18 protein-coding genes are annotated in these 15,094 nt (G+C 66.5%); 4 read left to right on the top strand and 14 right to left on the bottom strand.

The features are described from left to right. The first annotated feature begins 41 nt into the window (after positions 1-41). Genes EL338_RS26585 through EL338_RS16070 form a run of 3 tightly spaced genes read left to right on the top strand, consistent with a single transcriptional unit; the run spans position 42 to position 2,175 of the window. Positions 42-956, top strand: coding sequence for a transposase (locus tag EL338_RS26585; RefSeq protein ID WP_235666171.1), 915 nt, complete (start codon positions 42-44; stop codon positions 954-956). Continuing rightward, positions 956-1,294, top strand: coding sequence for a zinc ribbon domain-containing protein (locus EL338_RS26580; RefSeq protein ID WP_235666170.1), 339 nt, complete (start codon positions 956-958; stop codon positions 1,292-1,294). The genes EL338_RS26585 and EL338_RS26580 overlap by 1 nt, the downstream gene beginning before the upstream one ends. 44 nt (positions 1,295-1,338) lie before the next feature. Then, entirely contained in the window at positions 1,339-2,175 is an 837-nt protein-coding gene (locus tag EL338_RS16070) for a class I SAM-dependent methyltransferase (protein ID WP_235666169.1), read from the top strand. A gap of 6 nt (positions 2,176-2,181) precedes the next feature. Here EL338_RS16070 and EL338_RS16065 read toward each other — a convergent pair whose 3' ends face one another. The 9 genes from EL338_RS16065 to EL338_RS16030 are packed head-to-tail and all read right to left on the bottom strand — an operon-like array spanning position 2,182 to position 9,493. Further along, on the bottom strand, positions 2,182-2,427 hold the full coding sequence (locus EL338_RS16065) for a HypC/HybG/HupF family hydrogenase formation chaperone (RefSeq protein ID WP_126334654.1): 246 nt from the start codon (positions 2,425-2,427) through the stop codon (positions 2,182-2,184). Then, positions 2,427-2,918 (bottom strand): hydrogenase maturation protease, encoded by a 492-nt coding sequence (locus EL338_RS16060; protein WP_126334653.1) that lies wholly within the window; start codon positions 2,916-2,918, stop codon positions 2,427-2,429. Before EL338_RS16060 ends, EL338_RS16065 begins: the two co-directional genes overlap by 1 nt. A 4-nt stretch (positions 2,919-2,922) precedes the next feature. Continuing rightward, positions 2,923-3,042 carry a DUF6893 family small protein gene (locus EL338_RS26945; protein WP_435404907.1) on the bottom strand — a complete coding sequence of 40 codons (120 nt, stop codon included), beginning with the start codon at positions 3,040-3,042 and terminating at the stop codon, positions 2,923-2,925. Between the two features lie 19 nt (positions 3,043-3,061). Then, positions 3,062-4,378, bottom strand: a complete 1,317-nt coding sequence (locus tag EL338_RS16055; protein ID WP_126336911.1) for a hypothetical protein — start codon at positions 4,376-4,378, stop codon at positions 3,062-3,064. Between the two features lie 17 nt (positions 4,379-4,395). Further along, positions 4,396-5,034 (bottom strand): DUF6084 family protein, encoded by a 639-nt coding sequence (locus EL338_RS16050; RefSeq protein ID WP_126334652.1) that lies wholly within the window; start codon positions 5,032-5,034, stop codon positions 4,396-4,398. Next, the gene (locus tag EL338_RS16045; protein WP_126334651.1) at positions 5,031-5,654 is read right to left on the bottom strand and encodes a DUF5947 family protein; all 624 of its coding nucleotides are present in this window, start codon (positions 5,652-5,654) and stop codon (positions 5,031-5,033) included. Before EL338_RS16045 ends, EL338_RS16050 begins: the two co-directional genes overlap by 4 nt. Then, positions 5,651-6,586 carry a NifU family protein gene (locus EL338_RS16040; protein WP_126334650.1) on the bottom strand — a complete coding sequence of 312 codons (936 nt, stop codon included), beginning with the start codon at positions 6,584-6,586 and terminating at the stop codon, positions 5,651-5,653. The genes EL338_RS16045 and EL338_RS16040 overlap by 4 nt, the downstream gene beginning before the upstream one ends. A gap of 3 nt (positions 6,587-6,589) precedes the next feature. Then, the gene (locus EL338_RS16035) at positions 6,590-8,386 is read right to left on the bottom strand and encodes a nickel-dependent hydrogenase large subunit (protein WP_126334649.1); all 1,797 of its coding nucleotides are present in this window, start codon (positions 8,384-8,386) and stop codon (positions 6,590-6,592) included. A 51-nt stretch (positions 8,387-8,437) separates the two neighbouring features. After that, positions 8,438-9,493, bottom strand: a complete 1,056-nt coding sequence (locus tag EL338_RS16030) for an NADH-quinone oxidoreductase subunit B family protein (protein ID WP_126334648.1) — start codon at positions 9,491-9,493, stop codon at positions 8,438-8,440. A 205-nt stretch (positions 9,494-9,698) separates the two neighbouring features. On the opposite strand from EL338_RS16030, the gene EL338_RS16025 reads away from it, so the two are divergent. Next, positions 9,699-9,998 (top strand): hypothetical protein, encoded by a 300-nt coding sequence (locus EL338_RS16025; protein ID WP_235666168.1) that lies wholly within the window; start codon positions 9,699-9,701, stop codon positions 9,996-9,998. Between the two features lie 3 nt (positions 9,999-10,001). Here the strand turns inward: EL338_RS16025 and hypB are convergent, their stop codons facing one another. The 5 genes from hypB to rpe all read right to left on the bottom strand — a co-directional run bounded on the left by hypB (position 10,002) and on the right by rpe (position 15,013). Further along, the gene (gene hypB, locus EL338_RS16020) at positions 10,002-10,775 is read right to left on the bottom strand and encodes a hydrogenase nickel incorporation protein HypB (protein ID WP_126334647.1); all 774 of its coding nucleotides are present in this window, start codon (positions 10,773-10,775) and stop codon (positions 10,002-10,004) included. A 14-nt stretch (positions 10,776-10,789) separates the two neighbouring features. Further along, the gene (locus EL338_RS16015) at positions 10,790-11,125 is read right to left on the bottom strand and encodes a hydrogenase maturation nickel metallochaperone HypA (protein WP_126334646.1); all 336 of its coding nucleotides are present in this window, start codon (positions 11,123-11,125) and stop codon (positions 10,790-10,792) included. 181 nt (positions 11,126-11,306) lie between these two features. After that, entirely contained in the window at positions 11,307-12,188 is an 882-nt protein-coding gene (locus EL338_RS16010; RefSeq protein WP_126334645.1) for a phosphoribulokinase, read from the bottom strand. 78 nt (positions 12,189-12,266) lie between these two features. Further along, positions 12,267-14,321 (bottom strand): transketolase, encoded by a 2,055-nt coding sequence (gene tkt / locus EL338_RS16005; RefSeq protein ID WP_126334644.1) that lies wholly within the window; start codon positions 14,319-14,321, stop codon positions 12,267-12,269. Continuing rightward, complete coding sequence (rpe, locus tag EL338_RS16000) at positions 14,318-15,013, bottom strand: ribulose-phosphate 3-epimerase (protein WP_235666167.1); 696 nt, start codon at positions 15,011-15,013, stop codon at positions 14,318-14,320. Before rpe ends, tkt begins: the two co-directional genes overlap by 4 nt. Positions 15,014-15,094 lie beyond the last annotated feature (81 nt).

The following is a 15,094-nucleotide window of genomic DNA, read 5'->3' as shown; positions in this document are numbered from 1 at the left end:
CGAGTGCAGCTACGGCATCGACGGCGGCCGAGCTGACTCCGGTGTTGGGGTGGTCGTTGCCGGCGTTGCGCAAGGTGTGGAATCAGCGCAAGGACTCGTGCGCGCCGTGGTGGGCGGAGAACTCCAAGGAGGCCTACAACACCGGCCTGGACGGGCTGGCCCGCGGTCTCGATGCCTGGTCGAAATCCCGAAAAGGTGAGCGGGCCGGCAGGACGGTCGGTTTCCCGCGGTTCAAGTCGGCCCGCGCCCCGCGTTCGGTGCGGTTCACCACCGGTGTCATCCGGTGCGAGGCTGATCGCCGCCACATCAGCCTGCCGCGCCTCGGTGCGGTCCGGACCCACGAGTCGACCCGTAAGTTGGCCCGCCGAATCGAGGCCGGGACGGCGCGGATCTTGTCGGCCACCGTGCGCCAAGACAGCGCCGGACGGTGGCACTGCTCGTTGCACACCATCGTCGCGGGCAAGGGGCGACCCGCGCACGCAGGCCGGTCGACGCATCCGGTGGTCGGGGTCGACGTCGGGGTCAAAGCCGACGCCCTGCTCGTGGTGGCCAGCCCCGACGGTGTGGAAGTCGACCGGATCGGCGCGCCGAAGTCGCTGACAGCCGCGCAGGGCCGGTTGCGGGCGCTGCAGCGACGCGCTGCCCGCCAGCACGGCCACTACGATCCGGGCACCAAGACCAAGCAGGCACCGTCGAAGCGGTGGCGAAAAACTCAGGCCCGCATCGGGCGTACCCATGCTCATGCCGCCGCGGTGCGCCGTGACGTGCTGCACAAGGCGACCATCGCGTTGGCCCAGCAGCACGACGTCGTGGTGGTCGAAACACTCAACGCCGCAGGCATGCGCGCCAAGGGAGGGGCTTACAAACGGGCCTCAACCGGGCGCTGGCTGATGCCGCGCTGGCTGAGGTGCGGCGCCTGCTGGGCTACAAAACGCGGTGGTATGGCAGCCGGTTGATGGAGGCCGACCGGGTTTTCCCGTCGCCGAAGATGTGCACGGTTTGTGGGAGGCGAAAGTCAAACCTCACCCTGGCCGATCGGGTCTTCGAATGTGACGACTGCGGCCATCGGATCGATCGTGATCTGGGGGCTGCGATCAACCTCGCCCGACTCGGCGCACCCACACAGTTGGGTGATCAGAGTCTCGCCGGGAGTGGCCCGGTGGCAGGACGTGGAGCCATGCGTGAGACCGAACCCGCGCCAGCGGGCGAGGCAGTGGGCGATGAAGCGTCAACCCCGCACCACCACCGGGTGGATCAGACGGGGACCGCCTCACCGCAAGGCGAGGCTGCCTGATGAACAAGCGCACTCACAATCGCTCACCAAAAGGCAACGGTGGTGTGAACGCACCGAGATCCTCGGTCCCGGACCGCGAACTGGAAGACAAGCATCGTCGGCTGTGGGGGCTGGGGGACTACCCGACCATCGCGGCCGAAGTGGTGGCGCCGCTGGGCCAGGCGTTGGTCTCCGCGGCCCGGATCGGACCGGGCATGCGGGTGCTCGACGTGGCCGCCGGCACCGGCAACGCGGCGCTCGCCGCTGCGGCGGCCGGCGCCGACGTCACGGCCACCGACCTGGTGCCGGAGCTGCTCGAGAGTGGCGAACAGCGCGCGGCGGCACAGGGTTTGGAGCTGACCTGGAAGGCCGCCAACGCCGAGGCGTTGCCGTTCGCCGACGGTGAGTTCGACATTGTGATGTCCTGCATCGGGGTGATGTTCGCACCGCACCATCAGCGGGCGGCCGCGGAGCTGGTCCGGGTGTGCCGGCCCGGGGGCACCATCGCGGTGCTCAGCTGGACCCCGGAGGGATTCGTCGGCCGGATGTTCGCGGCGATGCGGCCGTACGTGCCCGCACCACCGGCCGGTGTCTCGCCGCCGCCGCTGTGGGGCAGTGAGGGCCACGTCGTGGCCCTGCTCAACGGCGGCGTCGATGACCTTGTCGCCGAGCGGCACGCCTTGGCGGTGGACCGGTTCGCCGACGGCGCCGCGTTCCGTGACTATTTCAAGGCCAACTACGGGCCGACGATCGTCGCCTACCGCGGTATCGCGGATCACCCCGACCAGGTGGCAGAGTTGGACGCGGCGCTGGCCGAACTCGGCGACTGCGCGCTGGCCGAGGAGTCGGGGATGGAGTGGGAGTACCTGGTGGTCGTTGCGCGCCGCGCCGCGGCCTATTGACTCCGGTTACGGTGGGGCGTCGCCGCGTCCGATGATTTCCAGTCCTGCCATCGCTTGGGCGGCACCGGCGGCGTCGGTCTTCTCCATGACGAAGCCCATGTGGATGATGACCCAGTCACCCGGGGCCAACGATTGGTCGGGCAGCATGCCGATGTTCACCTTGCGATGCTCACCGGCGACATCGACGAGTGCGAGCTGACCGGAATACCCGTCGAGTAGCCGAACCACCTGGCCGGGAATGCCAAGGCACATCAGTCCGCGCTCCCCGACAGCGCGCCGTCGGATACCAGCAACGACGCCACGGTGGTCTCGACTGCCTGCACCGCACCGGGAACCGCGCCGCGGACCGGATCGGACAGACCGATCCCCTCGGCGACGGCCTGTACCTGGCAGCCGACCACGATGGTGCGTGGCGGGCTGCCGCCGAGTGCTCGGAGGCTGGCGAACACCGCGGCGGGATCCATCCCGTGGGCGTCCAGCATCGGCACCGTCTCGGGCGATTCGCGATCGACCTCGAAGACCCGCACCTGTCCGGGGGCACCCCGGTCCGGGAGCGCATCGACGAGCACCAGGGTGCCGCAGCCGTACAGCAGGTCGTAGGCCAGGTGCATGCCGCGGATACCGTAATCGACGACGCACACATCGGGATTGTCGACGACGACGTGTTGAATCACCTCGGGGCCGAAGCCGTCGTCGCCGAGAAAGATGTTGCCGATCCCGGCAACGAGGATGCGTACCGCCACCGATCTACATCTGTCGCATCTTCAGGTAACGCCGGATATCTGGAATCGACCGCACTCCGACCGCCGCAGCCGCCAGTAGTACCAATACGACCACCGCGGTGGCGGTCCACCCAACTACGTCCATGAGAAGCTCCTTTCGGGATCTAGGGTTCGGTCTCCGGCAAGGGTTCGATCTCGTCGGGGGAGAAATACAGGTGGCGACCGTAACTTTCACGAAGGGTCGCGCCCGGATCGTCCTCGACGACCACGCCGACATGCTTCTCGCCGTCGACGTCTTCGTGCACTGAGGTGACCCGGGCCGTTTTTCCGGCGACGAACATGTCCTGGGCATCCGCGCGTCGGACCGGTCGCAGCCGGACTCTGCTGCCGCGTGCCACCCGCACGCCGCTGATCAGGACGCCGTCTGTCTCCGGGGCAACGGCGTTGTCGGCCAACGGGTCCCACCACTGCACACCGTCGGGTATCTCCGGGATCAGTCCGGCCGGCCGACAATGTGGGTCGGCGTGCGGATTGCGCAAGATCCCGTGCAGGTCCAACATCGCCTCGGCGGACATGCCGTCACACTGATCGATGATGCGAGCGGCACGTGGATCGGTGGCCCGAGCTTGGGTCTTCTCTTCGTCGGTCATCGTCATCACCCGCAGCGTCAGGATCTCGTCGATCTCCGTTGCGTCGAAGAGTTCGCCTCGACTCGCCTCGGCAATCTCGGGGTGGTCGTAGAGGATGATCGGTGAGATCAGCGCCAGCTCATCGCAGCCGGGGGGTCCGGCCAGGACCGGGAAACAGCGGTGGTGCTCGCAGCCGTGCGCCGCCACCAGGGCGTCAGCGGAGGGGTCGAGTAGCGACACGAAGCCGCCCGACACGGTTTCGAGGATGACATGGGTGCCGATCATCGACCGGGCGATCGCGTCGTGGCGGTCGACTGCGGGGGCACCGGTGTTGTGGACGGTCACGGTGACCCGGTCGACGGCTCCCGCGGCTTCGACGGTGACGTCCAGCAGGCCGTGGACGCCGTGCCGCTCCCGCACCAGTCGGCCGCCGGTCAGCTCCTCGATATTGGTGGCTGCGGGTGCGGAGACCGGAAAGCGACGTTGGGGATCACTGAAATCCCAGGGGCCGTAGTGAAGCTCCGTTTCGACGGCTTCATCCCAGGTCATCCAGGAGCCCGTCGGTGTGCTGAGTTCGTCGACCAGTCGGTATCCGCCCGACTCCAGTGCGCGTTCGGCACGGCGGTGCTGCAGATGCAGGAACCGCACCATCAGTCGGAGCCCGGTGGCGTCGCGGACGAGCAATTGCGCCGACATCGAGGAGTTCTCGCCGAGACCCGCGCGCTCAGCGCCGGGCGGGCCGAGCACACCGAACTGCCAACGCGCCTGGTTCTTGCTCGACGTGGCGCGGTATGGATAGAGCAGGTAGCCCTCGTAGAGCACCGCGTCGGCTACTGCGCGGGCCCGGTCCATCACGGTGCTGTCGACGCTCACGGCACGTCCTCCGGCAACGGCAACAAGCTGGCCAGCGCGTCGTCGAGGCCCAGTAGACCGCGTCGCGACCTGTACGCGGCCAGGGCGGCGATGGTGTCGTGGCTCAGCCGCACCCAACCCAGGCTCGGATAGTGCGTGTCGATCAGCTCGCGCCACACCGATACCGGCAGATCGTAGCGGGCGTCGCGGTCCCAGGGCACCTGCTGCACCCATAATCCGTTGGCACCCTTGCGAAAAACAGTTCCGCTGAACAGGAACTGCAGCGGCAGCGATCCGTCGCGCAGCGCGTGCAGATACTTCGACGCAGAGACCTCGAAGTCGTAGGTGCACTCCAACGGTAGGTCGACGGTGGCCGTGCCGGTGAATCCGGGCACCATCGTGGCGGCCTGCTGCCACAGGAAGGTCTGCTGGGTTCGGGCCCAGCGCGATCGTGGGCCGAACAGATCGAGCAGTCCCGCGGCCTCGGCGTCGGAGTATCCGCGCCGCAGCGGTTCGATACGCACCTGGCAGCGCAATGCGATCGCGTGGACGGGGTCCTCGGTGCGCGCCGACACTGCGATGTGCGCCGCCAGCACCGGCGTCGCCGCATAGGGTTCCGGCTCGACGTTGACCACGGTGAACGTCAGATCGCTCACGGTGGAACATCCTTGGCCCGCTCGCCGATCGTGCCGAAGAACCCGTCGATGAATGCGTGGACGTCGGTGCCGCCGTCGAAGCCGCGCCATAACGAACGCAGCCCGCCGACGAATTCGTAACAGGTGTCGATCGGGAGCAGAAAGCATTGCGGTGTCCCGATTTCGGGCATCCGGATCAGCAGCGCTTCGACATCGTCGGCGAGCAATGCGCTCCGGTCGTCCCCGGCCGTGACCGCATCCCACAGGTCGAGTTCCAACTCGGATTCACATGCCCCGGCCGCGCCCGGATAGAACGCGACAACCCGGTCCAATGCCGAGTTGCGGAAGAAGAAGGCGACCTCGACAGGGATTTGCAGTGCGCTCCAGGCATGGCGGTCCACGGTGAACTCCGGGAACGACAGAAACCGGTCCGGTACGGCCCGGTAGCGCAGGTCCGCCCGGCTGTCGGTGAACAGCAGATAGCATCCGCGGCATACGCACATCAGTTGGCGGCCAACGACATCGACCACGTGTTGATGGTGGTCGCCGATATCTTCGGCGCACATCTCGCAACGCTCGCCGGCTACCGGTTGAGGACGGCGGGAAGTGATGCGCGACAACACGTCATACGGTCCACTCATGCTGAGACCCCGGTGGGCGCGACGGCCATGGCCAGCGATAGCACCCCGTCACGAACCAGCAGCGGCAGCGGCTCGAGGTGCCCGGTTGTTTCCGCCAGGCCCGCTCCGGCATGCACGACGTCGTAATGGGCGCCGCAGTGCGGACAGCGCAGCACCGGGTCGCGTGATCCCAGGACGCGGTGCAGGACCGCCCCGGCCATGGAGTCATCACAGGATGGGCAGTGGTCCCGGTAGGCGTAGAGGTTGTCTCCGATAAGGCAGGCCAGCACGACGTAAGGACCCACGTCGAATCCGCCGACCTCGCCGGGGGCCAGATCCGCGATGTCGGGAACGGGGTGCCAGGACGTCCGGGTCGGATGTGCGCGCACCCGGCCCAGCAGGGATTCGGCGGGAATCACCGCCGCGGCGGGCTCGGAGGGACTGTCCGGCGCGGCAACCACTTCGATGGCGGTCACCTCGGGGGCGGCGGCTCGGACGGCATCCTCGACGGCCAACTCGAGGGTGATCGCCGAGGATGGACAGCTCTTGCAGCTGCCGGTGAAGCGGAGCCGCACGGTGGCACCCTCGGGTCCCGAGGTGATCTCGAGGAGATCCACATCCCCGCCGTGTGACCCGAGGTACGGGCGGACCCGGTCCAATGCATCCGAGACCCGACGCCTCAGGTCGTGCGGGTGTAGGCCGTGCACCAGGAGCAGGCTGGCGACCAGATCGTCCTCGGCCAGCTGCTCCAGGTGGTGATCCTCGGCCATCGTCACGATGCGCTGCAGCGCTTCACCGTAGAGTTCGACGACCTCGCGGACGAGTTGTTCGGCACGCTCCCGCCCCCGGGGGCCGCCCGTCCCGGTGCCGGCGGCATCGAGCAGGGTCTCGATGCGGTCACCGGCCGTACGCCACCGGCCGTCATCACCCGGGGGACTGGCGCGGCCGGTCATGTCCTACTCCCCGGTGGCCGTCTGCGTCGGTGAATGCAGTCTCTGCAGGGTTTTGCCCTCCCCGAGGTACATGTGCACACCGCACGGCAGACACGGATCGAAACTGCGCACGGTACGCATGATGTCGATGCCCTTAAAGTGCTCGCGGTCGTTCTCTTCGAAGATGGGACTGCCGGCGACGGCATCTTCGTAGGGCCCGGCCGTTCCGTAACTGTCCCGCGGGTTGGCGTTCCACGGCGTGGGTGGATAGGGGTGGTAGTTGGCGATCTTGCCGTCCCGGATCACCATGTGGTGACTCAGCACGCCGCGGACGGCCTCGGTGAAGCCACAGCCGATGCCCGCCTCGGGCACCTCGAACTTCTCCCAGGTCTTGGTACGCCCGGCGCGGATCTCCACGAGCGCCTTCTCCGCGAAATGCAGTGCGGCCGCAGCGGCATAGGCCTGGAAGTAGGTCCGGGCCCGGTTGCGCTCGAGCGTGTTGCTGCCGTGCTCGGGAATGTTCCACTCCAGCTCGACGGGTCCCTTCAGCGCGGTCTTGGGCAGGTTGATCTTCACGCTGTGACCCGTCGACTGCACGTAGCCGATGTCGACCAGCCCGGCAAGCGCCGTTGTCCACAGCCTCGCAAGCGGTCCACCGCCGGTGTCGAGGGCGAGGTGATCCTTGCCGTCGAACCAGCGAGGGGACATCACCCAGCTGTATTTGTCTTCCATATCGCGCTTTTGTGGCCGCGGATTGGTGTGTTGGTTCCATGGATGCCGGCGGTCCACCGGGTTGCCCAACGGATCGCGTTGCACGAACATCTCCTGATCGGTCCAGTCGTCGTAATACGAACTGCCCAACAGGATCCGGATGCCCAGGTTGATGTCGACCAGCGAGGTCGTCACCAGCTTGTCGTCCACCACCACGCCCGGTGTCACGAACATCGCCCTGCCCCAGCGCTCCATGTCCTTGTAGTCGAAGTTGCATACCTCGGGGTCCTGGAAGCTGCCCCAGCATCCGAGCAGCGTGCGCCGCAGGCCGACCTGCTCGTAGCCGGGAACCGCGTCGTAGAAGAAGTCGAACAGATCGTCGTGCATGGGCACGACCTTCTTCATGAACTCGACGTAGCGCATCAGCCGGGTCATGTAATCGGTCATCAACTGGATGGTGGCGGTGGTTCCGATGCCGCCGGGATAGAGGGTGGACGGGTGGACGTGCCGGCCCTCCATCAGGCAGAACATTTCCCGGGTATAGCGGCTGACCTGCAGCGCCTCTCGGTAGAACTCGCCGGAGAACGGGTTGAGGGCTCGCATGATATCGGCGATTGTCTTGTGACCGTGGGCATCTGCGTGGGGCGCCGCAGTGTTCTCGGCCTTCTTGAGCACGCTGGGGTTCGTCTCCGAGACCATCCTCTCGCAGTAGTCGACCCCGACCAGATTCTCCTGGAAGATATTGTGGTCGAACATGTACTCGGCGGCCTCGCCAAGGTTGATCAGCCACTCGCCCAGATGCGGCGGCTTGACGCCGTAGGCCATGTTCTGCGCGTAGCAGGAGCAGGTGGCGTGATTGTCGCCGCAGATACCGCAGATGCGGCTCGTGATGAAATGCGCGTCGCGAGGGTCCTTGCCCTTCATGAAGATCGAGTAGCCGCGGAAGATCGACGAGGTGCTGTGGCATTCGACGACTTGGCGGCTCTCGAAGTCGATCTTGGTATAGATGCCGAGGCTGCCGACGATCCGGGTGATCGGATCCCAGGCCATCTCGACGAGTTGGCCCGGCACGTTCTTCATCTGTGACGGCTCGGGGATGATGGTTGTCATCTTGGTGCCTTCTATTCGAGTTGTCCATCGGGCAGTTGGTCGACGCGGCACCTACCAGGTGCGTCGCGCCCCGGTGACGAGTTCTTTACCGCGGTGCCGCCACTTGGGTTCCTTGTCCACGGTGTACTGGGTGACGTGGCGCAGGCTACGCACCACCGATCCGTAGATCCCCGACGCGGCGGTCGAAAGTTTGCCGCCGGGCGGTTCATCCATGAACGGCATGAACTTGTCGGGGAATCCCGGCATGGTGCAGCCGATGCAGATGCCGCCGACATTGGGACAGCCACCGATTCCGTTGATCCAACCTCGCTTCGGCACATTGCATTTCACGACTGGCCCCCAGCAGCCCAGCTTGACGATGCACTTGGGTGACCCGTACTCCTTGGCGAAGTCGCCCTGTTCGTAGTAACCCGCCCGGTCGCAGCCCTCGTGCACGGTGGCGCCGAACAGCCACTGTGGTCGCAGGGCGTCGTCGAGCGGAATCATGGGCGCCTGACCAGTGGCCATGTACAGCAGATAGGTCAGCGTTTCCGACAGGTTATCCGGCTGGGTGGGACATCCTGGCACGCAGACGATCGGGATGCCGGCCTTGCTCTTCCAGTCCCAACCCAGATAGTCGGGTACGCCCATCGCGCCGGTCGGGTTGCCGGCCATGGCGTGGATGCCGCCGTAGGTGGCGCACGTCCCCGCGGCCACGATCGCGGTGGCCTTCGGCGCGAGCCGGTCCAGCCACTCGCTGGTGGTCATCGGCTGGCCGGTGGCCGGGTCGTTGCCGAACCCGCACCAGTAGCCCTCGGCGTGGAGTTGCTCATTGGGGATCGAGCCCTCGACGACGAGCACGAACGGATCGAGTTCGCCGCGGTCGGCCTTGAAGAACCAACCGAGGAAGTCGTCGGCCCCGCCGGCGGGGCCGCACTCGAAGTCGATCAAGGGCCAGTGCATGGCGACCTGGGGCAGACCGGGCAGCGCCCCGAGCGCGATCTCCTCGATTGTGGGCTGGGTAGCGGCAGTCAGCGCCACCGAATCGCCGTCACAACTCAGGCCTGCATTGATCCACAGAACATGGATCAGTGCTTCTTCTGCTTTGACTGCTGCTTCCGTGGGCATGCTGCAGCTTCCCGGGGCTGGGCTGGAGCCCCTGCGCCGCCGGAGTCGACCGTCGGCCCACTTGCGCGGCGTTAGTCCAGGGTCTACCCGGCAAGCATGTGATGTCAATCACAAGTTTGGCCGAGGCGAGGTCAGGAGCGGCCAGTTTCGAATAGTTAGGTTAGGTAGCCCTCACTTATGGCGGTTCCTTCGACATGCTTTGCCGATGAGCAGTGGATTTCAGATGTCCCAGTCAATCCGCGAGTGCTCCTGCGAAGGGGTGGCAGAGTGGAAGGCTCGGCCAACGGCGGTGCGTCCTGAGAGCTGCGCCGATGAAGCCCATGGAGTCGAAACCTTCGTGGTCGAGGAGTGCGGTCAATGGGCGGTGGACATCGTCGTAATTTTCGCCGACGGCGTGGTGCGCAAGCGCATCGCCTCGCACCGTACTCGGAGTCGCGCCGAGATTGCCGCGAGCTTGATCAAACGTGCCGCCGAGCGCGGTGGGCGCCAGCTGCGCTTCTCCTGAGTGCTATCCGGCGACAAAACTGCGCACCCAGTCGTACCACGCTGACATTCCATCGCCGGTCCGGGCGCTGACCGGCAGGATGGTCGCCGCGGGGTTGACCGCGCGAATACTCGCGATGTAATCGCCGACATCGATGTCGAGGTGCGGCACCAGGTCGGTCTTGTTGAGCAGCACCAAGTCGACGGCGCGGAACATCACCGGGTACTTCAAGGGCTTGTCGTCACCCTCGGTGACCGAGTAGACCATGGCCTTGGCGTGTTCGCCAACGTCGAACTCGGCGGGGCAGACCAAGTTTCCGACATTCTCGATGACCAGCAGGTCCAGCTCGGACAGCCGGAGTCCCGCCAGCGCGCGGTTTACCATCGGGGCGTCCAGGTGGCATTCGCCGCCGAAGCCGTTGTTGGTGTTGAGCAACGATACCTGTGCGCCGCGACCACTCAGTTTGGCGGCGTCGAGGTCGGTCGCGATATCGCCCTCGATCACGCCGATACCCATCTCGGCGGCCAGGGTGTCCAGCGTGGACGCCAGCACGGTGGTCTTCCCGGAACCCGGGGAGCTCATCAGATTCAGGGCGCGGATCCCGTTCGCCTCGAGGAGATCGCGGTTGATGCCGGCGCGGATGTCGTTCTCGGCGAAGATCGATTCGAGCACCTCCACGCGTTGGGCGCCGGTTCCGTATCCGCTATGGTCGCCGTGGTCGTGCCCGTCGTGCCCGTCGTGCCCGTGATGTTCGTGATCGTGCACCGTACCGTCATCGTGGCGGTGGAATCGACCCATAGTGAGACCTTTCGTCACGTGACGTCGAGTGACGTCACCAGAAACTCATTGCCGCGCAGTACCTCGACTTCGCCGCTCCGACATCGAGAACAGCACACCGCCCAGCGTGATTCGAGCCCCCCGCGGTGTCCGCATTGGCCGCAGCGCACTTCGGCGGGGACCAGTTCGAGTTCGAGTTCGGCTTCGGGCATGTCCTCATGGCTTCGTACCAACGTCCAGCAGAACTCCAGCGATTCGGGCACCACCTGGCGCAGGGCGCCGACTTGGACCCGCACGACATCGACCTGCCGACCGGCGGTATGCGATTTGACCACCCCGGCGATGGCGTGACACAGCGATAGTTCGTGCATTACCCCATGTTGCCTTGAGGAGGACGTAGTCGCCGAGCTTTCGACCAGCAATGTTGGTGGATGGCGCGGCATTGGACGGCGAGCAGCGGTGGCGCTGGTAAACCGACAGCCGAATCTTGCACGGCCAGCTCGTCTGAACGCGCGCCGACGTCGAGGATGCCGGAGTTCAGCGCGACTCGGGTCATCGCGTCGCCTTGAGCAGATGGAACAGCAGCATCATCTGGGTCACCGCCAACGGGGTGCTGTGACCACCGGCGATCGCACCGAGCGCGTCGGTCATCTCGAGCCGGTCCTCGGTGAGCGCTCGCCAGAGCAGCTTCTCCGCCCGCGCGGACTCCTCGGGATCGACGTAGCCGTGCACGTGCAGGCTGTCCACCGGGCGCCCGTCGTGATCGTTGGCCAGACCCATGTGCATGGTGGCGGTGATCTCGGGCCGCAGCACCGAGGTGAGATCGGGTTGGGGAATGTTGGGTCGCAGCAGCAGGGTCGCCGACAGCGGCGTATCCGGCGGGTCGTTGCGCTGCTCGATGGGTGCGAACCGCACCACCAGGTCGGCGAATGCCCGCTGCGGCAGTACGAATTGCTGCGCGTCGGACTCCCGGTCGGCAAGTTCGGTCAGCACCTGATCCGGGGTGTACCCGCGAGACGCGCAGTCGCGCTGGGTCTTCCAGTCCCGACGGACATTGTCATCCGGATCGAGATACACGGCGAGGTCGAAACACGCGCGGCACAGATTGGTGTGCAACGGCAGCAGGCCCTCGACAATGATGTAGTCGGCGGGATCTACCACGACAGGACGCAGCAACCGCCCGCTGGCGTGGTCGTATACCGGTTTGAGGACGGACTGCCCGGTGGCGAGCAACTGTAGGTGCTGGCCGAGGATGTCGAGGTGATTGCAGTCCGGGTGCAGGGGAGTCATCCCGTTGAGCGAGCGTTCGAGCCGATCGAAGCGGTGGTAATCGTCGGTCGAGATGGACAGGCACCGATGCGGCCCCAGCGTGTTGACCAATCCCGCGGCGACCGTACTCTTGCCCGAGGCGCTGTCCCCGGCAATCGCGAGCATCACCGGCCGCCGACGAGATCCCCGGTGATTGTCGAGGAATCGGACCAGTTTGCCGCGAACCACGAATCCGCCCGAGGCTCAGCCGGTTCGGCCCGACAGTGCATCCTCGGCGACATCCGCGACCACGGCGGGCGTCAAACCCATGTGTGCGGCGACCGCCGCGCCGGGTCCGCTCTCTCCGAAGCGTTCGAGCCCGACGACTCGATCGCGGGGGCTCGACAGCGCCCGCCAACCGGTGGTGACACCTGCCTCGATCCAGACGACCGGCGCGTCCGGGAACCCGGCCCACGTGCCGTGCGATGTGCACTCCAGGCGCTCCCGGCACATCACCGATGCGACCGTGGTCGCCACGCCGCGTTCACCGAGGATTTCGGCGGCCTCGAGGGCAAGTCCAACCTCGGACCCACTGGCGGCCAGAACCACGTCGGCGGACTTGCCGCCGGACCGGACGATCCGCGCGCCGTGGGTACCGATATCGTCGAGCCCGTCGCCGCCCAGGGTCGGCAGATCCTGCCGGCTGAGGATGAGTGCCGTTGGCCCACTGGTATTTTCCGCGGCCAGCTGCCAGGCCATCGCGGTCTCCGCCGCGTCCGCAGGGCGCAGCACCGTCAGCCCCGGAATGAGCCGCAACGCCTCGATCTGCTCGATTGGCTGATGTGTGGGCCCGTCCTCCCCGACGTGCACCGAATCGTGCGTGAAGATGTAGACGACGGGCAGTTTCATCAACGCCGACAGGCGCAGCGCCGGCCGCAGATAGTCGGAGAACACCAGAAAGGTGCTCCCGAATGGACGCAGGCCGCGATGCAGCGCCATTCCGTTCATCACGGCCGCCATCGCGTGTTCCCGGATGCCGAAATGTATCGTGCGGCCGCTGAAGTCATCGGCGCTGACATCGCCGCCGGGAATCGCGGTATTGGTCGACCCGGCGAGGTCCGCCGATCCTCCGACGAGCCCCCGGTAGACTTCGGCCAGGGCGTTGAGGGCTTTGCCCGATGCCTTTCTGGTGGCCATCCTGTCGGCGACCGCCACGTCGCGGGCGCAGCGGCCGAGCGCATCTGCGGCATCGGTGGGCAGCGCGATTCGGTCCAGTGCGAAATCGGCGGCCAGCTCGGGATTGGCCGACTGCCAGGCGGTGTGGATGCGAGTCCATTCGGCGTGTGTGATGGTCCCGGCGGCGGCGAGCGCAGCCGCGCTGGCGCCGACCGCATCCGGTACCCGGAACGACTGGTCGGGCCAATCGAATCGCTTGCGCATCGCGGCGAGCGTGGCCGCGCCGAGCGGGCTGCCGTGCGCTTTCGGGGTACCTTCCACGCCCGGCGCGCCGAAGCCGATGGTGGTCTGGACCTGGATGAACGTGGGCCGACCATCGGACTCCATTGCCGAACGAAATGCCTGGCCCAGGGCTTCGGCATCGTTACCGTCCGGCACCGAGACCACTCGCCAGCCGTAGGCGGTGAATCGCGCAGCAGCGTCATCGGCGCACGAGTTCGACGCGGCGCCATCGATGGTGATGTCGTTGTCGTCGAAGATGACGGTCAGTTTGTCCAGGCCGAGGCGACCGGCCAGCGACGCGGCCTCATGGCTGAGCCCCTCCATGAGATCGCCGTCGCCGGCGAGCACCCAGGTTCGGTGGTCGACCACGGTGTGTTCAGCGGTGTTGCACCGCGCGGCCAGCATCCGTTCGCCGAGAGCCATCCCGACCCCGTTGGCGATGCCTTGGCCCAGCGGCCCGGTCGTGGTCTCCACCCCGGGGGTGTGGCCGAACTCGGGGTGTCCGGGTGTGCGTGAGCCCAGTTGGCGGAACTTGCGTAGTTCGGACATCGGCAGGTCGTAGCCGAACAGGTGCAGCAGCGCGTACAGCAGCGCCGACCCGTGGCCCGCGGACAGCACGAATCGGTCCCGGTCCGGCCACTGCGGGTCCGCCGGATCGTGGCGCAGGTAGCGCGACCACAGGGTCCAGGCGATGGTGCTGGTCCCCAGCGGGAGCCCGGGGTGGCCGCTGTTGGCGGCCTCCACCATATCGGCCGCCAGGAAGCGCAGGGTGTTGATCGCCAGCGCATCCAATTCCGCTGAGTAGGAAGGTGTTTTGCGTTCGTTGGCCGCGGTGACGGTGTTCGTCGTGGTGGTGGTCATCCTGCGACGAGCCTTCCGGTCTGTTCGCCGGCCGCGGCGCGCAGTGCGGCCGCCTGCTCGGACATGGTGGATGAGTTGCTGAACAGGGCCGACCCGGCACAGAATGTGTCGGCGCCGGCCCGCGCCGCACGACCGATGGTCGCCGGGCCGATGCCGCCATCGACCTCGAGTTCGATGGGAAGCCCGCGTCGATCGATTTCCGTTCTGGCCGCGGCGATCTTGGATTCCATGCTGGCCAGGTACCGTTGGCCGCCGAAGCCGGGATTCACCGTCATCACGAGCAACAGATCGGTGCGGTCGAGTACATCGGCCACGGCGCACAGTGGGGTTGCCGGGTTGATCGCGACTCCTGCCTTGGCGCCGAGATCCTCGATGGCGCAAAGGGTTCGATGAAGATGCCGACATGTCTCGGCGTGCACAATGACGATCTCGCACCCGGCCTCGACCCAGCGCGCCAACATGGGATCGGGATCGTCGACCATCAGATGGGCTTCGAAGCCGATGTCCACCCGGTCCCTGCAGGCGGCGATGACATCGGGTCCGAAGGTCATGTTCGGGACGAACACACCGTCCATCACATCCCATTGGATCCGGTCGATTCCGGCATCCGCGATCGCGGTGACGTCGCGGCCGAGTTCGGCGAAATCCGCAGGCAGTACGGATGCGACCAGGGTCGCGGGGGGAGATGTCACGAGCAGAACCTCCTGAGGGCTGGATGCCTCACGACGCTATGACGGTATGCCCGTTGGCGACTCCCCCGAGTGGGGGAATCG

It is taken from the genome of Mycolicibacterium chitae, assembly GCF_900637205.1.
In the GTDB taxonomy this organism is placed as follows: Bacteria; Actinomycetota; Actinomycetes; order Mycobacteriales; family Mycobacteriaceae; genus Mycobacterium; species Mycobacterium chitae.
Note: the sequence above shows the minus strand (reverse complement) of the source record. Positions and strands in the feature narration are given on the sequence as shown.